This window comes from Streptomyces sp. NPDC088354 (genome assembly GCF_044753585.1).
Classification (GTDB): Bacteria; Actinomycetota; Actinomycetes; order Streptomycetales; family Streptomycetaceae; genus Actinacidiphila.
In genome coordinates this window covers 1-19,395 of the sequence record NZ_JBIVNJ010000020.1, presented here as the reverse complement: position 1 = coordinate 19,395, position 19,395 = coordinate 1, and the positions used below count along the sequence as shown (strand labels likewise).

Sequence of the window (19,395 nt, the reverse complement as noted above, 5' to 3'; positions counted from 1 at the left end):
CGGCGGCCCGGACACCATGGTCGCCCCGCAGGGCCCCGGGGCGCTACCAGTCGCCGTCCGTGACCGATCCGTCACCCTTGAGCTGTTGCACCTGTCCCGGCACCGGGGGCACCCAGGGCGACTCGTCCTCGCCCAGCCAGTCCCCGACCGGCTTCACCCGGGTGAGGGTGTCGGGGGCCGCCAGGTCCTCCGCGTCGGCGTCGTAGTAGTCGAACCACGGGAGCCCGGCCGCCGTGTACGCCGCCCGGTTCACCGGGGACGGCGGCGGTGCCTCGCCGGTGATGCGGCGCCACTCGGGAGCCGTCGTCAGATGGACGTAGATCCGGCCCGACGGCTCGTCCCGCCAGTCGGAGGGCTTGCGGTCGTCGCGGTAGACCTCCTGCCGCATCCGCCCGCCGGCGCCCAGCCCCATCGCGGGGGCGGACCGCGCCGGCCCGCGCGTCCGTCCGGAGGGCGCCGCACCGGGGGCGGGGGCCGCCATCGGCGCCATCGGCATCGCGCCCGCGGGACCGCCGTACCCGCCGAAGGCCGCCCGGGGCATGCCGTCCCCGCGCCGCTGCTCCGCGTGCCAGGCCGCCAGCCGATCCTCGCGGAGCTCGGAGACCTGGAGTTGCACGCCGCCCCAGACCTCCTCACCGGTGACCTGGCCCTCGACGGTCGCGCCGAGGCCGAGCGGCACGGCCACGAACTGCCGGATCGTGCCGGAGCCGGAGTTGATGCCGTCCAGCCACGGCTGGCGCGGCAGCACCACATAGTTCTGCGGGTTCTGCGTGAGCCGGTCGCTCCACGGCGCGCCCGACACCGCGCAGACCTTGCCGACGCCCACCTGCAGCGCGGCCGGTGCGGCGGCCGAGAAGCTCAGCCACATCGCCTCGCGCTGGTAGACCGGCAGCATGACGCCGCCGCGCGCGAGCCACTGCTCGGGCGCCCGGTCGGGGAAGTCCGCGACGCGGCGCAACGGGAAGGTGCCGAGCCCTGGTGGCAGCGGGTGCGTGCCCGTCTCGGGCAGGCGCAGCGTGCGCATGAAGCGCACCGTCACACCGCCCGGCAGGAGCAGCGCGTCGCCCGATATCCGTACCTGGTCGCCCATCGAGGGCCTCCCTTCGCGGCGGGCGGCCCCGGTCAGCCGCGACCCCGCGCCTCCAAGGATGCCAAGTAGGCGTTGTACGCGGCCAGTTCCGCGTCACCGTCGCGGTCCGCCGCACGGTCCTTGCGGCGGGCGTGCCGCTGTTCCGAGGTGTACCACTGGATCAGCAGCGCCACCAGCACGAGGACCGAGGGGATCTCGCTGAACGCCCAGGCGATGCCGCCGGCGGCGGTCTGGTCGTCGAGGGCGTCGATCCCCAGGGAGGCCGACGGGTGCTGGAAGGTGCGGATCATGGGCTCGGAGGCCATCATCAGCGCGATGCCGAAGAACGCGTGGAAGGGCATGCCCGCGAACAGTTCCAGCATCCGCATCACGTACCCCGGCCGGTGCGGTCCGGGGTCGACACCCATGATCGGCCAGAAGAAGACCAGGCCGACGGCGAGGAAGTGCACCATCATCGCGATGTGCCCGGCCCGGCTGCCCATCAGGGTGTCGAACAGCGGGGTGAAGTAGAGCCCGTACAGGCTCGCGATGAACAGCGGGATGGTGAACGCCGGATGCGTGACCACCTGCATGTAGCGGCTGTGCAGCACCGCGACCAGAAGCTCGCGCGGTCCCTTGCGGCCGCGCGCGGCCGCGGGCAGAGCGCGCAGCGCCAGGGTCACCGGGGCGCCGAGCAGCAGCAGGATCGGGGCGACCATCGAGAGGACCATGTGCTGCACCATGTGGACGCTGAACATGACCATGCCGTAGTCGTTCAGCGCGGTGCACATGGCCAACCCGATGGACAGTACACCGCAGGTGAAGGCGACGACGCGTCCGACCGGCCAGCGGTCGCCGCGGCTGCGCAGGCGTACGACGGCGGCGCCGTACAGGCCCAGCGCCAGCAGGCAGCCGACGAGGAAGAACGCGTCCCCGCTGAAGGCGAGTCCCCTGCCGAGAGTGAACGGCGGGAGCTCCGTCATCATGCCGTGTCCGCCGTGGTCCATCCGTCACTCTCCTGTCGTGCCCGTCCGCACGCACCGCGCCGTCGGCAATGTGCCGGTTGGGGCGGGTGCGCCCGCACCAGACTAGAACCGCCCCCGGTCGCGCTCGCGGCCGGGGGCGGTTCCTGAAGGGTGATCAGCGCGTCACAGCACGCACTCGGCCTCGACGTAGCGCTCGACGGGCACGGTCTTGAGGTGCTCGACGGCCTCGGCCAGCGGGACCAGCGTGATGTCGGTGCCGCGCAGCGCCGTCATCATGCCGAAGTCGTCGTTGTGCGCGGCCTCCACGGCGTGCCAGCCGAAGCGCGTGGCGAGCACGCGGTCGTACGCGGTCGGGGTGCCACCGCGCTGCACGTGGCCGAGGATCACCGGACGGGCCTCCTTGCCCAGCCGCTCCTCCAGTTCCACCGAGAGCCGGGTGGCGATGCCGGTGAAGCGCTCGTGGCCGTAGGCGTCCTTGACGCCGGCCTCGAACGACATGGTGCCCTCGCGAGGCTTGGCGCCCTCCGAGACCACCACGATGGCGAACTTCTTGCCCGCCGAGAAGCGCTCGCCGACCCGCCGGGTCAGCTCCTCGATGTCGAAGGGACGCTCCGGCACCACGATCGCGTGCGCGCCGGCCGCCATCCCGGAGTGCAGCGCGATCCAGCCCGTGTGGCGCCCCATGACCTCGACGATCAGCACGCGCTGGTGCGACTCGGCGGTGGTCTTGAGGCGGTCCAGCGCCTCGGTGGCGACGGTCACGGCCGTGTCGAAGCCGAAGGTGACGTCGGTGGAGGCGATGTCGTTGTCGATGGTCTTGGGCACGCCCACGATCGGCAGCCCGTTGTCCGACAGCAGTCGGGCGGCCTTGAGGGTGCCCTCACCGCCGATCGGGATGATCGCGTCGAGGCCCAGGTCCGCGACGTGCCCCTTGGCCCGTTCCACACCGTCCCGCAGGTGCTCGGGGCGGACCCGGGAGGAACCGAGGATCGTGCCGCCGCGGGCCAGGATGCCGCCCACCGCGTCGAGGTCGAGCTTGCGGTAGTCGCATTCGAGGAGGCCCTTCCACCCGTCGTGGAAACCTATGACCTCGTCCCCGTGGTCGACGACCGCGCGGTGCACGACCGACCGGATGACGGCGTTCAGGCCGGGGCAGTCGCCGCCGCTCGTCAGCACACCAATACGCATTGCTCGTTACTCCTGGAAGATCGATCCGGGCGCCGGACGCCGTCGTCCGGATGGACCTGCGACGCACGCGCCGCAACACCTACGTTATCGAGCCGGGCGCGGACGACGGAAACGCCGCCCGCACTGCGGACACTCCCGGCCCGGGCCCCGCTCCCGGTACCGCTGCTTCAGGCAGGCTGCGTGGCGGAGGCGATCCGCTCCGCGCGCAGCGCCTCGTACCACTGGTCGTCCACGGGCGGCAGTGCCCTCACGTCCATCGCCAGCTTGATCAGCATGTCCGCGATCTGCGGATTGCGGGCCATGACCGGTCCGTGCATGTAGGTGCCGAAGACGGTCTCGTTGTACGCGCCCTCGGTGCCGTCGCCGGTCCCGTTGCCGTTGCCGAACCGGGTGCGGGCCAGTGGGCGGGCGTACTTGCCCACCTGCGTGATGCCCTGGTGGTTCTCGAAACCGGTCAGCGGCGGCAGGCCGAGCGCCGGGTCGATGTCGGCCAGGACGTCGCCGACGCACCGCTCGCCCTCGCCGCGGACGCTGACCACGTCGAGCAGGCCGAGGCCGGGCTCGGGGCGGCCGAGGTCGTTGACGAACTCGTGGCCGAGGATCTGGTAACCGGCGCAGACCGAGAAGACGATGGCACCGTTGTCGACCGCGCGGTTCAGCCCGCCGTCGCGGCGCAGCCGCTCGGCGGCCAGCCGCTGCGGCCGGTCCTCGCCGCCGCCGATCAGGTAGATGTCACCGGAGGTCGGGATCGGCTGGTCGGACCGTACGTCGATGCGGGTGACCGGGACCCGGCGCTGGCGCGCACGGCGTTCGGTGACCAGCACGTTGCCCTGGTCGCCGTAGGTGCTGAGCAGGTCGGGGTAGACCCACACCAGGCGCAGGCTGGAGTCGCTCATGGCGTGTTCTCCTGTCGAAACGGGTCTTCGGTCAGTTGCCGACGCGGCGGCGCAGGTCCTGGAACGCGGTGTAGTTGGCGATGGCCTCGATCCGGCCCTGCGGCGAGGTGCGCACCGCCTCGTCGAAGTCCGCGCACACCTGGAACTGCAGCCCGGCGACCTCCAGGCGGACCGCCAGGTCCAGCTTACGGTCGCCGATCACCCGGATCGGGTGCCCGGCCAGCCGGGTGTAGTCCACGTCCCACAGCCAGGACGTGTCGGTGCCGTCGGCGCCGCGGGCGTTCACCGAAAGGATCACCGGCGTGGGCGGCCTGTCGATCAGCGAGAAGGTCTCCAGCCAGCCGGCCGGGTTCTTCGCCAGCAGCAGCCGTACGTCGCGGCCCTGGAACTGCACCACGTCGTAGCGTCCGGCCACCGCCTGGACCTTGTACATCCGCTCCAGCGCGACCTTGGGGTCCACGCCGAAGGCGGCGGCAGCGGCGGCGGAGACGGTGGCGTTCGACTTGTTGGCGCGGCCGGGCAGCTGCAGCTGGATCGGCCAGGCGGAGCCGTACGGGTCGATCACGTGGTCGCCGGAGAGCGCCCACGTCGGGGTCGGGCGCCGGAAGCCGCACTCACCGCAGAACCAGTCCTCGGAGGGGCGCTGCAGCACACCGCCGCAGGACGGGCAGGACCAGGCGTCGTCCTTCCACTCCTGGCCGGCGGCGACCCACACGACGGTCGGGCAGGAGGAGGCCGCCCAGGTGATCAGGGGGTCGTCGGCGTTGGCGATGATGATCGCGTCGGTGCCGGCCAGTCCCTCGCGCCACTTCTCGGCCAGCATGCGCGTCTCGGCGGCCCGGTCCAGCTGGTCGCGCGACAGGTTCAGCAGGGCGATGGCCTTGGGACGCACGTCCCGTGCCACACCGGCCAGGTACTTCTCGTCGACCTCGATCACGCCGTAGCGGGCCTCGGAGCCGCCCGCCAGGGCCGAGGTGATGCCGGCCGGCATGTTGGCGCCGAGCGCGTTGGAGACGACCTCACCATGGGCACGCAGCGCCTCTGCGAGCAGCCGGGTGGTGGTGGTCTTGCCATTGGTGGCCGAAACGAGCACGACGTCGAGGTGCGTCGCCAACCGGGCCAGCAGGTCCGGGTCGAGTTTGAGCGCCACCCGGCCGCCGATCACCGATCCGCTGCCGCGTCCCGCCGCCCGCGACACCGCCGCCGCGGCCTTGCCCGCCGTCACGGCCAGCTTGGCCCGCGGCGACAGTGGCTCCGCGTTGCCTGCCATCGTCTCCACCATCCTCCTCGCGTCCGGCCCCGGTCGCCCTCCCCGGCGGTCGGCCGGAGCGCGTGCCCCGGCCGTCGCACCGGCCGGAAGGCATCGGTCGCCGATCAGCCTATCCACTTCCCCTACCGGCGCTGAAACGAGCCGCCCCCGTACCCTGGCCCGCATGCCACACGTCACCATCCCCGGCAGCTCCGGGACCGTCCGTCCGATGCGTCTGCTGGGAGACCCGGAGCTCACCGCGCCCTGCCGCGAGGTGACCGCTTTCGACGCCGAACTCGCCGCGCTCGTCGAGGACTTGTTCGCCACGATGTACGCGCACGACGGAGTCGGCCTGGCCGCGAGCCAGGTCGGCGTCCCGCTGCGGGTGTTCGTCTGGGACTGCCCGGACGACGAGGAGATCCGCCACCTCGGCCATGTGGTGAATCCGCGGGTGACGCACGCGGGCGGGGTCACGGTGACCGGCCACGAAGGCTGTCTGTCGCTTCCGGGCGTGCACGCGCCCACGCCCCGCCACGACGAGACCGTCGTCGAGGGCGTCGACCTGCACGGCCGGCCGCTGCGCGTGGAGGGCACCGGATTCTTCGCGCGCTGCCTGCAGCACGAGAGCGACCACTTGGACGGCGGCGTCTTCACCGACCGGCTCACCGGCCTGCGCCGGCGCAGGACACTGCGCGCCGCCCGCCGAGCTCCGTGGGCGGTGACCCGCTGACACGTCGGCGGGCCCTACAGCAGCGGGGCGCCGGGGCGGTCGCCCACCGCGGCCAGCCGGCCCCACAGGAGATCGGCCAGGTGCCGCACCAGCACGTCCCGCGAGCAGGGGCGTTCACCGAGCCACCAGTCACCTGCGGCGTGCATCATGCCGACGATGCCGTGGCCCCAGACCCGGGCCGCCTCCTGGCCGTCGGGGCCCAGGTCCAGCCGCTCGGCGATGAAACGGGCCAGTTCCTCGCCCATGCGGCGCAGCACCGGGGCCGAGTGCCGGCCCACGTCGAATCCGCGCTCGCCCTCGCCGGCGTCCTCCGCCGGGTGCATCAGGAACCGGTAGACCTGGGGCCGGGCCTCGATCGCGGAGAGGTACGCGTGGAGGGTCGCCTCGACCCGGTCGCGGCGCTCGTTCGGCGCGTCCAGGGCGGCCCGCAGGTTGGCGAGCAGCGCGTCGGTGTGACGGATGGCCAGGGCGCGGTAAAGACCGCTCTTGTCGCCGAAGTGCCGGTACAGAATGGGCTTGGTGATGCCCGCCTCGGCGGCGATCGCGTTCATGGACGCCTCGGGGCCGTCCCGCAGCACGACGCGGTCCGCGGCCTCGAGCAGCTCCCTGCGGCGTTCCTCCGCCGCGGTCGCCGTTCGCTGGTCCTGCCGCTGGCTGGTACCCACCCGAGCCTCCCCGCCCGTTCGATTTCTCCCGTCTGCGCAACGTAACACCCCAGGTTCGGTTGACATCGCTTACCGGCCGGTAACAGACTGGCGTTACCGCAAGTAACCAGCACGTGGAGGGGACCATGGGCGGCTTCACGCTCGAGCTCGACGACGACCAGAAATCGGTGCGTGACTGGATCCACGGCTTCGCCGCCGACGTCATGCGCCCGGCCGCGGCGGAGTGGGACGAGCGCGAGGAGACCCCCTGGCCGGTGATCCAGGAGGCCGCGAAGATCGGCCTGTACTCCCTGGACTTCTACGCCCAGCAGTACTTCGACCCCACCGGTCTGGGCATCCCGATCGCCATGGAGGAACTCTTTTGGGGCGACGCCGGTATCGGCCTGTCCATCGTCGGCACCGGACTCGCGGCGGTCGGCGTCCTCGCCAACGGCACCGACGAGCAGATCGGCACCTGGATCCCGCAGATGTACGGCGACGCCGCCGACGTCAAGGTGGCCGCGTTCTGCTCCTCGGAACCGGACGCGGGCTCCGACGTCGGCGCCATGCGCACCACCGCGGTGTACGACGAGGCCAAGGACGAGTGGGTCATCAACGGCACCAAGACCTGGGCCACGAACGGCGGCATAGCCAACGTCCACGTCGTGGTCGCGGTCGTCGACCCCGCGCTGGGGTCCAGGGGCCACGCCTCGTTCATCGTCCCGCCGAACACCCCCGGGCTCTCGCAGGGGCAGAAGTTCAAGAAGCACGGCATTCGCGCCTCCCACACCGCCGAGGTCGTCCTCGACGGCGTCCGCGTCCCCGGACACTGCCTGCTCGGCGGAAAGCAACGGCTCGACGAGCGCCTCGCCAGGGCCCGGGAGCGCGCCCTGGGCGGCGAGCGCGTCAAGAACGCCGCCATGGCCACGTTCGAGGCCTCCCGGCCCGCCGTCGGCGCGATGGCGGTGGGCACCGCCCGTGCCGCGTACGAGGTCGCCCTCGACTACGCCACGACCCGCACCCAGTTCGGCCGCCCGATCATCGACAACCAGGGCGTCGCCTTCCAACTCGCCGACATGCGCACGCAGATCGACGCCGCCCGCCTCCTGGTGTGGCGCGCCTCCTGGATGGCGGTCGCCGGCAAGCCCTTCACGTCGGCCGAAGGCTCGATGTCCAAGCTCTTCGCGAGCGAGACGGCCAAGAAGGTCACGGCCCAGGCCATCCAGATCCTCGGCGGCAACGGCTACACCCGCGAGTACCCGGTCGAGCGCATGCACCGGGATGCGGCCATTTACACGATCTTCGAGGGCACCAGCGAGATCCAGCGCCTCGTCATCGCCCGCACGCTCTCGGGCGTGACCATCCGCTGAGGAGCCGTTCCGCGGCGGTGTTCCGGCGGTGCGGCACGGTGCCGCCCCCGCCCCCGCTGCGCGTGCGTTCCGCCCGATGCGGGGGACGCCGGGGAGCCGGCCGCCGGCCGACACCCGCGTCTCCCGCGCCTCGCCGCCGGTCTGAACCCGGCGGGACCGGCCTGGTCGGCCGTCGCGCGGCTGCCGCTGGGTACGGCGGCGGACCTGGCGGGGCGTCCTCGCGGTGGGCGCCGGCGTGCCGTTGCGGGGTCGCGGCACCGTGTCGCCTGCTCCGGGTGCTCTTCTCCGTCCTGTGTGGGCGGTGGGGGCAGGCCGGCGCATTGGTGGTGGGGTGCCGACGGGCGTTCGCCCGGCCGGCGCCGTGAGTTGCTGACGGTCGCGGTCGTCAGCGGCCGCGGCGCCGGTGATCGCGTCGCCGTGTGGCGCGCTCCGGCTGCGCCCCTCCGCTCTTCGTGGGCAGTGAGCGGCAGGCCGGTGCTGTCGCTGTGGCCCCGACGAGCCGTGGCACGCTGTCCGCCGCCGGTGGCTGACGGGGTGGTGGCGCTGCGCGCGGTCGTCAGGTGGGGTGCGGGGTCGCGGCACCGCGTCGTTCTCCTTGGCCCCGCGAGGGTGGTGAGCGGCAAGCGGGTGCCGCGTACCGGCGCGCGCCTCGCCTGGGTCACGCGCCCCAGGACGGGGCGCTGCGGCGGCGGGAGGGGCGGGTGCGGGGGAGGGGGCGGAACGCGGCTTCGAGGTCGTCGAGGGTTTCGACGAGCAGTTCGGCGCTGCGGCGCACCACGCGGTCGTCCGCCGACGGCGGCCACCGCTCCAGTGTCGTCCGGACGCCGGAGAAGTCCGGTGGGCGCCGGGTGCGTACCGCGGCGGCGCCCTGGGCCGTGGCGTCGCGCAGTGCTGCGGCGAAGGGGACGGCGTCGGGCACCGGGGGAGCGTCAGGGGCGGGGATGTGGGCCTCCATGAGCATCGGGACGCGGCCCAGGGCCGAGAGCGCGGCGTCGGCGGCGTCCGCGGAGCGGCGGGAGAGCCCGCGGCCGCGGACCGGCTCGGCGTTCGCGCGGGCCACGGCCTGGTCCCACGCCATGGCCGCGGAGCGCGCGTCCAGCAGAGCGGAGCGTACGGCCTCGCGGCGGCCGGTCCCCGGGGCGCCGTGCGCGTCGAGGGCCGCGGCCGCGTAGCGCCCCGTCGCCTCGATGCGCTCCGCGAGGCGGTCCCGCAGCCGGGGTGTCTCCCACGCGGGGAAGACCGCGTACCCGATCATCGCCAGCAGCCCGCCGAGCAGGGTCAGCAGGACCCGCTCCGGCACGGTCTGCGTCCACTGGGCGCCGGCCATGCCCAGCAGGAACACCACGTACGCGGAGACGGCCACCTGGGAGACCAGGTAGCCCGTGCGCATCAGCAGGTACAGCAGGGCGACCGCGACCAGGGCCAGGGCCGCGCACGGGTACGGCCCGGGGGAGAAGGCCTGCATGACGGCGGTCGCCACGGTCACCCCCGCCAGCGTGCCGACGAAGCGCGCCACACCGCGCGCATACGTCTGCGAGAAGTCCGGCCGCATCACCATCACCGAGGTCAGCGGTGCCCAGTAGCCGTGGCCGAGCGGCAGCGCGGCGCCCAGGGCGTAGCCGGCCGGGGTGACCGCCGCGAGCCGGATCGCGTGCCGGAGGACCGGGGAGTCCGTCCGCAGTTCCCGGCGTACCGTGCGGGCGGTCAGCGGCACGAGCTCCCACAGCGTGGGACGGCGCAGGTGCGCGGTGTCGGCCCCGACGGAGCCCTGGCGGCCGGCCGCGGAGGACACGGCCTCGCTGAGCAGCGCGATCAGCCGTAGGCCGGTGCGCCGGGCGGGCCCGGTCAGCCGGTCCTCGGGTCCGGGCTCGACGAGCACGACGGCCTCGGCCTCCGCCGGCACGCGGACCGGCTCGGCCTTGCGCACCGCCCGCGCCACCGCGTCCAGCACATCGGCGGCGGCCGCCAGCAGCTGCCGGGCCCGGTCGCGCTCGGGCCCCTCTGCGGCCGCGCCGACCGCAGGGTCCGCCAGAGAGGCCAGCACCGGGCGGATGCGCTCGGCCAGTACGCGTTTGCCCCGCAGCGCCGCCGGCCGGCGGCGGGCCTGGCGGGGCGTGACGGTGGCGGCGCTGCGCGCCGCCATCAGCGGCGCGGGATCGAACGGCGCCACGGGGTCGTGCCGCAGCCGGCGGGCGTAGTCCGCCTCCGCCGCGAAGGCATCGGCCAGGGCGTCGCGCTGCGGCCCCCAGCGCCGCAGGGGGATGAGCACGATCAGCGCGGCCTGCACCGCTCCACCGGCCGCGATCACCGCCGCGTGGCCCAGCGCCGTCGCCACCGACGTGGGCAGCGTGACCACGACCAGCATCACCGCGACCGTCAGCGACGACACCAGGCCCGCCGTCGGGCCCAGCGCCCACGCGGTGCCCGCCAGGAACGCCCAGACCGCGATCAGCACCACGAACAGGGCCCAGTGGGCGCCCGCGAGGTAGCCCAGGAAGGTGCTCACCGCCAGCCCGGTCCCGGTCACCAGGGCCAGCAGCGGCCGCGGGCGCCAGCTGCGCTGGAAGGTCGCCATGCCGGAGGCGAAGGCCCCGAAGGCGGACGCCGCGGCGAACACCGGGGAGGCCAGCCACAGCGTCACGCCGACCACGACGGCGACGCCCGCGGCGCCGCGCAGGGCGATCAGCGGCTCCAGCTTGGCGGGCTCCAGCCGCAGCCCCGCACGGGCGGCGCTGCCCACCGCGCGCAACCAGCTCATGATCCAGAGGATAGGACCCGGAGCGTCGGGTAAGCGCAGCGCAAGATCCGTTCCGGCGAGCCCCGAGGAGGACATCCCGCCATGACCGCCGTTGCCCGCGCACCCCGCGCGACCGTGCCTCCTGTGCCGTCCCCGAACCCCGTGCCGCCCTTCCCGCCCGATCCGGTGCCGCCCTCGCCGCATCCGGTGCCCGGTCCCGCACCGGACCCGCTGCCCGAGCCGCCGTCGCGGCCGGACCCCGATCCCGCGCCCGAACCTCAGCCGGAACCGCAGCCGCTGTGACGAAAGGGCCGAACGCCCGGGGTCGCCGGGTATTCGCGTTCGCGGCGGGCAGGGCCCGTGGTTCAATGGTTTCCATGGCCAGCCTCACTGACACCGCGACAGGTCGCAGCGACCTCGAGCCGTTCTGGCCGTCTCGGCAGGAGTACCAGTTCGACCGGGAGTGTTGTCGCGCGGTTCCCGCGCGGACCCCGGCCCACAGCTGACGCCCCCGATTCACGGCTGCCGCCCGCTGTCGGTGTCCCGGTCGTCCCGCGCAAGACGTCGTCCACGACTCCCTCGCGCGAAAGAACCGAGACCCCATGTCGCTCACCCCGTCCCTCCCCGTGCCCGCCTCGGGCCGCCAGCGCCTGCGCGCCGTGCGTCCCGGCGAGGTCCCGCCGCCCGTTCCCGACTTCCTGCCGCCCGGTGCCACCTGGCTGCCCGCTCCGGGGCATGTGATCCCCGAACTGGCCGGGCAGCCCCCGATGGTCGGCTACCTCGTCCTCGTCCCCGCCGAGCAGGTGGCTCCCGCGCCGGAGCCGCCCGCCGCGCCCGTCCCGCCGCCGCTGGTGCGCGTCGACGCCGAACGGCGTGTCGCCCAGGTGCGCGGCCGCACCCTCGACCTCACGTACCTGGAGTTCGAGCTGCTCGCCCACCTCGTCGCCCACCCGCACCGGGTGCACACCCGGGACCAGCTGGTCACCACGGTCTGGGGGTACGGCCACGTGGGTGACGGCCGCACCGTGGACGTCCACGTCGCCCGGCTGCGCCGCAAGCTCGGGCCCGAGCACCGCGGCAGCATCGTCACCGTGCGGCGGGTCGGCTACAAGTACGCACCGCCCGCGACGGGCTGACGCTCCGTGAGCCGTGCGGGCCGGTCCCGCGACGGCCTCGCGACGCCGCCGGGGAGCTTCCGTGGCCCCGGCGGCGTCCACTTTTCCCACACGTAACGCCGGTGGCACGTCCCCCCACCGGACTATGGGTACGCTGTCCCCATTTCCGGCGCGGCCCGGCGCGACGGAGGCAGGTCCGGAGGGCGTGATGGCTGAGTCTCGGGAGTGGGCGCCCCCGGCATCCGGGATACCCGTGCCGGCCGGCTGGCCGGCCTCCGCCGCCACGCACATGGCGCTCAACGGCGTGGGCGGTTTCGACTGGGACCTCGACCGCGACCGCGTGCACCTGGACGCCGAGGCGCTGCGCGTGCTCGACGTGCGCCCCGACGAGTTCGACGGCGACCCGCTCGCCATGCTCTCCCGGCTCACGCCCGACGACGCCGCCGCCGTCGGCCGCACGATCAAGCAGGCGCTCGCCGAGGGCCACGCGTCCTGGGGCGCCTACAGCCGGCTCACCCGCCGTGACGGGCGCTTCGGATGGGTCCGCCTGCGCGGCCGCGTGGTGCGCGACGGCGACGGCCGGGCCTGCCGCGTGATCGGCATCGCCATCGACGCCACGGACGAACTCGCCCAGGCCGCCGCCTGTCTGCGCGAGGAGGACCGGTCCACCGAGAGCAACCTCGTCGTCGAGGTGACCGCGTCCCTGGCCCGTGCCGTGACCGTCCGCGATGTGACCGCCGCCCTGACCGGCAACCGCAGGATGGACCGGCTCGGCATCGCCAGCCTCTTCCTCGGCCAGGTCGAGGGCGGCCGGGTGCACGTGGTGAGCGACGCCAAGGAGACCAGCTGGGTCCCGGAGCTCCAGTTCACCCGCATCGACGACGACTACCCGATGAGCGAGGTGGTCCGCACGCTCACCCCGCGCTTCATCACCTCGCCCGAGGAATTCGCCCGCCGCTACCCGACGTTGTGGCCGCACATCGAGCCGCTGGGCGCCTCGGCCGCGGCCTATCTGCCGCTCGTCGCGCAGGGCAAGCCGATCGGCGCGCTGGGTCTGCTCTACCGGCACAAGACGACGTTCTCCCCGCAGGAGCGCGACCTGCTCATCGCGCTCGGCGGCAGCATCGCCCAGAGCCTGCAGCGGGCCATCCTGTTCGACCAGGAGCACGACATCGCGCAGGGCCTGCAGACCGCGATGCTGCCCCGTACGATCCCGGACGTCCCGGGCGCCGGGATAGCGGTGCGCTACCGCTCGGCGCGACTGGCCCGGGACATCGGCGGCGACTGGTACGACGTCGTGGCGGTCCCCGGGGGCCGGGTCGCCGTCGTCATCGGCGACGTCCAGGGACACGACACCCACGCGGCCGCCGTCATGGGGCAGTTGCGGATAGCACTGCGCGCCTACGCCGCCGAGGGCCACCCGCCGGCCACCGTCATGGCCCGTGCCTCCGCCTTCCTGCACGAACTGGACACCGACCGCTTCGCCACCTGCCTGTACGCCGAGGCCGACCCCGCCACCGGCGCCACCCTCGTGGTCCGCGCCGGGCACATCGACCCGCTCGTGCGGCAGGCCGACGGCACCGTCCGCGTGCTGCCCACCGTCGGCGGGCTCCCCCTCGGGCTGTCCGCACAGTTCGGCCCGGCCGAGTACCCGGTGACCCGGGCCGAACTCGCCCCGGGCGAAACGTTTCTGATGTTCACCGACGGACTGGTCGAGCGGCCCGGCGCCGACCTCGACGACGGCGTGCGCCTGCTGGCGGGGGCGCTGCGCGACGGCCCCTGCGGCCTGCAGAACCTCGCCGACCACCTGACCACCGTCATGGGCGAGCCGGGTACCGAGGACGACATGGCGCTGCTCCTGCTGCGCCGCGACGGTGACGCCGAGCCGGCCCCGGCCCGCCGGCGGCACCGGCACGTCGCCCCCGGGGACCCGCGGGGGCTGGCCGGGGCCCGCGCCATGGTCCGGGACGCCATGACGGACTGGGGCATGCCCGACCGGGCCGACGAGGCCGCGCTCGCCGCCGACGAACTGATCACCAACGCGCTGGTGCACACCGACGGCGGCGCCGTGCTCACCCTGCGCCTGCTCCCCGATCCGGCCCCCGCCCCGGCACACGACGGCGCGGGCCCCGCCCGGCGGCTGCGGGTGGAGGTGCACGACCTGGCCGCCGACTGGCCGCGCCGCCGCCGTCCCGGCGACGGCGAGCCGTCCGGCCGCGGGCTGCTGCTGGTGGACGGGCTCGCCGACGCCTGGGGGGTGGAACCGCACGGTTCCGGCAAGTCGGTGTGGTGCGAGTTCCACGCCCCGGGGGCCTGCGCGCCGGCCCCCGGTACCCCGGCCGGCTGAAAGCACGCGGCCGCGTCCTCCCCGGGGTGCGTTTCGGCCGGTCACGGGCCTCGGATTCACCCGTACGGCTCACCCGCCACGACACGCCGCCTTTTCCCCCGCACGCTGTCGGTGAGGAGCCAAGAGGGAACTGCTCACATGCTGGCCGCGCCGGCACCGGGGAGGTCTGCGATGCCGACGGTGTCTACAAGCGTGATCGTCACCCGAACCGTGGAAGAGGTCTTCGACTTCCTGGCCGACGCCCGCAACCTCCAGGTGTGGAGCTCGGGCGTGGCCGCCGTCTCGACGGAGTGCGTGACACCGGGGGAGCGGGCCGTGTACCGCTACCACTATCCCGGCCGCCACCGCGAACACCGGCTGGTCTGCTCGGTCTACCAGCCCTGCCGCAGGATCACCTATCGGGGACGGCGGATGTGGAGCCCGCTGGGCACCCAGGTCCCCGAGTACGCCTTCCGTATGCTGCCCCACGCACAGGGCTCGTTCGTACAACTCAGCGTCACCAGTACGCTCGGCGGGGGCATGCTGCTACTGGCCCCTTTTCTCGGCTGGGCCTGGCGCCGCGACCTCCCCGAGGACGCCCGCCGGTTCCGCGAGGCGCTCGGCAGCCCCATGGTGGCGCCCCCGCAGCCGCCCCCGCCGGCCGGGCAGGTTCGTGCCGGCGCCCCACGCGCACCGGCCGCCGCGGCGATGCTCCCGGCGGCCGCCCTGCGTCCCGCGCTCCCGCGCGTAGCAGGTCAGGACCGCATAGGCACGGGCACCTGACGGATCCGCCTGAAGTTACCTCGATCGGGTTACTTCGCTGACAGGCTGGACGCCGTAGGTGCCCCACCCCCGCAGGACTGAACAGAGAGGACCCGCAGATGGCGGAGCAGGCCCGCATCGGCGTCACCGGACTGGCGGTCATGGGCCGCAACCTGGCCAGGAACCTCGCGCGGCACGGTCACCCGGTGGCCCTGCACAACCGCACCCCGGCAAGGACGCGGTCCCTGGTCGAGGAGTTCGGCGGCGAGGGCGAATTCCACCCCGCGGAGACCCTCAAGGAGTTCGTCGACTCCCTCGAGCGCCCCCGGCGCATCATCATCATGGTCAAGGCCGGTGCCCCCACCGACGCCGTGATCGACGAGCTGGTGCCGCTGCTCGAACCGGGCGATATGGTCGTCGACGGCGGCAACGCCGACTACCGCGACACCCGGCGACGGGAGAAGGCACTGCGCGAGCAGGGCCTGCACTTCGTCGGCACCGGCATCTCCGGCGGTGAGGAGGGCGCCCTCAACGGCCCCTCGATCATGCCGGGCGGCTCGGCCGAGTCGTACGAGTCCCTGGGCCCGATCCTGGAGGACATCGCCGCCAAGGTCGACGGCGTCCCGTGCTGCACGCACGTGGGCCCCGACGGCGCCGGGCACTTCGTGAAGATGGTGCACAACGGCATCGAGTACGCCGACATGCAGCTCATCGCCGAGGCGTACGACCTGCTGCGGCACGCCGCGGGCAAGCGCCCGGGCGAGATCGCGGAGATCTTCCGGACGTGGAACTCCGGGCGCCTGGAGTCGTACCTCGTGGAGATCACCGCCGAGGTGCTGGCGCACACCGACGCCGAGACCGGCAAGCCGTTCGTCGACGTGGTCCTCGACCGCGCCGAGCAGAAGGGCACCGGCCGCTGGACCGTGCAGAACGCGCTCGACTTCGGTATCCCGGTCTCCGGCATCGCCGAGGCGGTGTTCGCGCGCTCGCTGTCCGGCAGCACCGAACTGCGCGAGGCGAGCCAAGGACTGCCCGGGCCCGGCGAGACCTGGCTCGACAGCGCGGCGAGCGACCGCTTCGCCGACGACGTCGAGGAGGCGCTGTACGCCTCGAAGATCGTCGCCTACGCCCAGGGCTTCAACCTCATCCAGGCCGGCAGCGCGGAGTTCGGCTGGCAGGTCGACCCGGGCGCCATGGCCACCATCTGGCGTGGCGGCTGCATCATCCGGGCCCGCTTCCTCAACCGCATCAAGGAGGCGTACGACACCGATCCCGGCCGCGCCACCCTGCTGACGGACTCGCACTTCGCCGACGCGCTCGGCGCCGCGCAGGACGCCTGGCGCCGCGTCGTCACCACGGCCGCCCAACTGGGCGTCCCCGCGCCCGGGTTCTCCGCCGCGCTCGCGTACTACGACGCGCTGCGTGCCGAGCGGCTGCCCGCCGCGCTCGTCCAGGGACTGCGGGACTTCTTCGGGGCGCACACCTACGGGCGCGTCGACAAGCCGGGCGCGTTCCACACGCTGTGGGGCGGCGACCGTTCGGAGATCTCCGCCGGCTGAGTCGCCGCGGGGCCCCCCCGGGGGCCGCCCCCCCCCCCCCCCCCGGGGGGGGGGGGGGCCCCGGCGGGCCCGGCACAATAGGGGCGTGCGACTGACCCCCGTGAGCTGGGAACGGCTGACCGAAGCGGTGGCCGACCGCGTGGTGGAACTGACCCCGCAGGACGGGGGAGAGCGCCCGCGCGTGGCCGTCGACGGAGCCCCCGCGGCGCACCCCGAGGCGCTGGCGGAGGCCCTCGCGGACGCCCTGCGGCTGCGCGGGCGGCCGGTGCTGCGGGTCGGCGCGCGGACGTACTGGCGGCCCGCGTCGCAGCGTCTCGAGCTGGGGCGGCGGGACCCGGACGCCTACTACGACCGCTGGCTCGACACCGGCGCGCTGTGGCGCGAGGTGTTCGACCCGCTCGCGCCCGGCGGCAGCGGGCGGGTGCTGCCCTCCCGCTGGAACCCCGAGACGGACCGAGCGACCCGCGCGGCGTACGAGGAACTGCCGCCCGGCGGCGTGCTGCTCCTGGAGGGCGCGCTGCTGCAGGGGTACGGGTTCCCGTTCGACCTGAGCGTGCACCTGCGGATGTCGCGGGCGGCGCTGGCCCGCCGGACCCCGCAGGAGGAGCACTGGACGCTCCCGGCCTACGAGCGGTACGAGCGGGAGGCGGCGCCGGGGGAGACCGCGGACATCCTCGTCCATACCGACGACCCCCGGCATCCGGCCTGGACGGGCTGACCGGGCGCCGCTTGCCGCCGCCCCACGGCGACCGTTAGCGTCCCGGAGCACCATGACTGTCGCCATAGCTCCGCTGACCACCGAGCACGTCCCCGAGGCCGCCGCACTGCTGGACCGCTGGTACGGGAAGGTACGAAGAGGGCTGCCGCTCCAGCCGGGACGGGCCGCGGTCTCGCCGGGCGGCGAGGAACTGCTCGGGAAGATCCTCGCCGGGCCGCGCGCGGAGGCGGTCGCCTCGCGCGCCGGCGACGGCGCCATGACCGGCTACCTCGCGGCGACCGCGCTGGACCTCGCGGACGACGACCGTGCGGCGCTGCGCGCCCACCCGCGCTCGGCGCTGGTGGGGTACGGCGGGCACGCCCTGCGCGGCGGCCGTGAGGGACTGCGGGACGACGTGCTGCGCGGGCTGTACGCGACGGTGGCGCAGCGGCTGGTCGCGGACCGCCGCTATGTGCACTACGTGGACCTGCCGGCCGACGACGAGGCCGCGCTCGCCTGGTTCCGCTGCGGTTTCGGGCTGGAGCGGGTGCGCGGACTGATGGCGGTGCGGCCCAAGGGCCGTCAGCCGCGGGGTGTGGACGCCCTGTCGGTACGCCGGGCGGGCCCGGGGGACCTGGAGCGGATCGGGCGGATGGCGGTCGAGGCGGCCCGCGCCGACCGTGGTTCCGCGGTCTTCCGCCCGCAGCCCGAGCCGGCGCTCGCCACACTGCGCACGCACTACGCGGGCGCCTTGGCCGATGCGCGCAGCGGGGCGTGGGTCGCGCTGCGGCGCGGCGAGGAGATCGGCATGGTCGTGCTGGTCCCCGCCGAGCCGGGCCCGGTGGTGCCGGAGGGCTGTGTCGAGCTGGTCGAGGCGTACGTGACGCACGTCGCCCGCGGGGAGGGGATCAGCCGGGTGCTGCTGGCGACCGCGCTCGCCTGGGCGTACGACCACGGGTACCGGCACATCACGGCGAGCTGGGCCGCCGGATCGCCGGTGTCCGCGGGGAATTGGCCGGCGGTGGGGTTCCGCCCCGTGGCGTACCGGCTGCAGCGAGTGCTCGACCCGCGAATGTGGGCGACCCCACAGCGCTGAGGAGTTTGGCGGTTCGAATCACCTCTCCTTGACTGTTAAACTATCGTTGGATCGCGCGGCGAAGAGAATCGTTTCCGCTGCGCGCCTCCATGACTGCCCCGGCCAGATCCCCCCGTCCTGGCCGGGGCTTCTCCTTTTCTTGGTCTAGACATGACCAACTCGTCGGAGTAGCTTCACTATTGGTCCAGACCAAGCCGGTCCTGCAGGCTCCGCAACTGCTCTCAGAACTCCCCCACGTTCTCCGAGGAGCGAAGCATGCCCAGAAAACTCGGTGCGGCCGTCGTCGGCCTCGCCCTCGCCGGGCTGTCCGTCCTGGCCACCGGCAGTGCCTACAGCCACGGCTACACGGACGCCCCGATCAGCCGTCAGAAGCTCTGCGCCAACGGCGCGGTGCCCAACTGCGGTGACATCCAGTGGGAACCGCAGAGCGTCGAGGGCCCCAAGGGCTTCCCGTCCGGCGGGCCCTCCGACGGCACCATCTGCGCGGGCGGCAACAGCCGGTTCGCCCAGCTGGACGACCCTCGCGGCGGGACCGGCTGGCCCACCACCAAGGTGACGGGCGGCCAGAACTACAGCTTCCGCTGGCAGTTCACCGCCTCGCACGCGACCGCCGACTTCAAGTACTACATCACCAAGCAGGGCTTCGACCCGAGCCGGCCGCTGACCCGCTCCGCGCTCACGCTGACGCCCTTCCTGACGGTCGACTACAACGGGGCCCGCCCCCCGGCGACCGTCACCCACCAGGGCACGATCCCGACCGGCCGCACCGGGCGCCACATCGTGCTCGCGGTGTGGACCATCGCGGACACGGGCAACGCCTTCTACGCCTGCTCCGACGTGCAGTTCTGATCCCCCGGTCCTGATCCCCCCGGTCGCGGGGGGGGGGGGGGGGGGGGGGGGGGGGGGGGGGGGGGGGGGGGGGGGGGGGGGGGGGGGGGGGGGGGGGGGGGGGGGGGGGGGGGGGGGGGGGG

16 protein-coding genes are annotated in these 19,395 nt (G+C 73.9%); 9 read left to right on the top strand and 7 right to left on the bottom strand.

Translation table 11 applies throughout. The annotated features are described in order from the left end of the window. Positions 1–43: 43 nt before the first annotated feature. The 5 genes from ACIP98_RS25805 to ACIP98_RS25785 form a co-directional block, all read right to left on the bottom strand. A complete protein-coding gene (locus ACIP98_RS25805; RefSeq protein ID WP_319660653.1) occupies positions 44–1,090 on the bottom strand; it encodes a hypothetical protein in 1,047 nt (348 codons plus the stop codon). A gap of 32 nt (positions 1,091–1,122) precedes the next feature. After that, positions 1,123–2,076 (bottom strand): cytochrome c oxidase assembly protein, encoded by a 954-nt coding sequence (locus tag ACIP98_RS25800; RefSeq protein WP_319660652.1) that lies wholly within the window; start codon positions 2,074–2,076, stop codon positions 1,123–1,125. A gap of 141 nt (positions 2,077–2,217) precedes the next feature. Then, positions 2,218–3,243, bottom strand: a complete 1,026-nt coding sequence (locus tag ACIP98_RS25795; protein ID WP_319660651.1) for a 6-phosphofructokinase — start codon at positions 3,241–3,243, stop codon at positions 2,218–2,220. A 167-nt stretch (positions 3,244–3,410) separates the two neighbouring features. Then, the gene (locus tag ACIP98_RS25790) at positions 3,411–4,139 is read right to left on the bottom strand and encodes a glutamine amidotransferase (protein WP_319660650.1); all 729 of its coding nucleotides are present in this window, start codon (positions 4,137–4,139) and stop codon (positions 3,411–3,413) included. 31 nt (positions 4,140–4,170) lie between these two features. Then, positions 4,171–5,409 carry a MurT ligase domain-containing protein gene (locus ACIP98_RS25785; RefSeq protein WP_319660649.1) on the bottom strand — a complete coding sequence of 413 codons (1,239 nt, stop codon included), beginning with the start codon at positions 5,407–5,409 and terminating at the stop codon, positions 4,171–4,173. A 163-nt stretch (positions 5,410–5,572) separates the two neighbouring features. Between ACIP98_RS25785 and def the strand changes: the two genes are divergently transcribed. After that, positions 5,573–6,118: a peptide deformylase gene (gene def, locus ACIP98_RS25780; protein WP_401978127.1), complete on the top strand. Its 546-nt coding sequence runs from the start codon at positions 5,573–5,575 to the stop codon at positions 6,116–6,118. Between the two features lie 14 nt (positions 6,119–6,132). On the opposite strand, the gene ACIP98_RS25775 is transcribed toward def, so the two are convergent. Then, positions 6,133–6,783, bottom strand: coding sequence for a TetR family transcriptional regulator (locus ACIP98_RS25775; protein WP_319660647.1), 651 nt, complete (start codon positions 6,781–6,783; stop codon positions 6,133–6,135). 125 nt (positions 6,784–6,908) lie between these two features. Here ACIP98_RS25775 and ACIP98_RS25770 point away from each other — a divergent pair, with 125 nt between their 5' ends. Then, the gene (locus tag ACIP98_RS25770) at positions 6,909–8,132 is read left to right on the top strand and encodes an acyl-CoA dehydrogenase family protein (RefSeq protein WP_401978126.1); all 1,224 of its coding nucleotides are present in this window, start codon (positions 6,909–6,911) and stop codon (positions 8,130–8,132) included. 658 nt (positions 8,133–8,790) lie between these two features. On the opposite strand, the gene ACIP98_RS25765 is transcribed toward ACIP98_RS25770, so the two are convergent. Then, positions 8,791–10,890, bottom strand: coding sequence for an FUSC family protein (locus tag ACIP98_RS25765; protein ID WP_319660645.1), 2,100 nt, complete (start codon positions 10,888–10,890; stop codon positions 8,791–8,793). Positions 10,891–11,471: 581 nt separating this feature from the next. On the opposite strand from ACIP98_RS25765, the gene ACIP98_RS25760 reads away from it, so the two are divergent. From ACIP98_RS25760 to ACIP98_RS25730, 7 genes are all read left to right on the top strand, one after another. Next, positions 11,472–12,005, top strand: coding sequence for a winged helix-turn-helix domain-containing protein (locus ACIP98_RS25760; RefSeq protein ID WP_319660644.1), 534 nt, complete (start codon positions 11,472–11,474; stop codon positions 12,003–12,005). Between the two features lie 187 nt (positions 12,006–12,192). Next, positions 12,193–14,331, top strand: a complete 2,139-nt coding sequence (locus ACIP98_RS25755; RefSeq protein ID WP_319660643.1) for a SpoIIE family protein phosphatase — start codon at positions 12,193–12,195, stop codon at positions 14,329–14,331. 138 nt (positions 14,332–14,469) lie between these two features. Further along, on the top strand, positions 14,470–15,093 hold the full coding sequence (locus ACIP98_RS25750; protein ID WP_319660642.1) for an SRPBCC family protein: 624 nt from the start codon (positions 14,470–14,472) through the stop codon (positions 15,091–15,093). A gap of 98 nt (positions 15,094–15,191) precedes the next feature. Next, positions 15,192–16,631, top strand: coding sequence for an NADP-dependent phosphogluconate dehydrogenase (gndA, locus tag ACIP98_RS25745; RefSeq protein WP_319660641.1), 1,440 nt, complete (start codon positions 15,192–15,194; stop codon positions 16,629–16,631). Positions 16,632–16,716: 85 nt separating this feature from the next. Then, positions 16,717–17,349, top strand: a complete 633-nt coding sequence (locus ACIP98_RS25740; RefSeq protein WP_319660640.1) for a uridine kinase — start codon at positions 16,717–16,719, stop codon at positions 17,347–17,349. A gap of 52 nt (positions 17,350–17,401) precedes the next feature. After that, positions 17,402–18,424 carry a GNAT family N-acetyltransferase gene (locus tag ACIP98_RS25735; protein WP_319660639.1) on the top strand — a complete coding sequence of 341 codons (1,023 nt, stop codon included), beginning with the start codon at positions 17,402–17,404 and terminating at the stop codon, positions 18,422–18,424. A gap of 255 nt (positions 18,425–18,679) precedes the next feature. Further along, positions 18,680–19,273 (top strand): lytic polysaccharide monooxygenase, encoded by a 594-nt coding sequence (locus ACIP98_RS25730; RefSeq protein WP_401978124.1) that lies wholly within the window; start codon positions 18,680–18,682, stop codon positions 19,271–19,273. Positions 19,274–19,395: the final 122 nt, after the last annotated feature.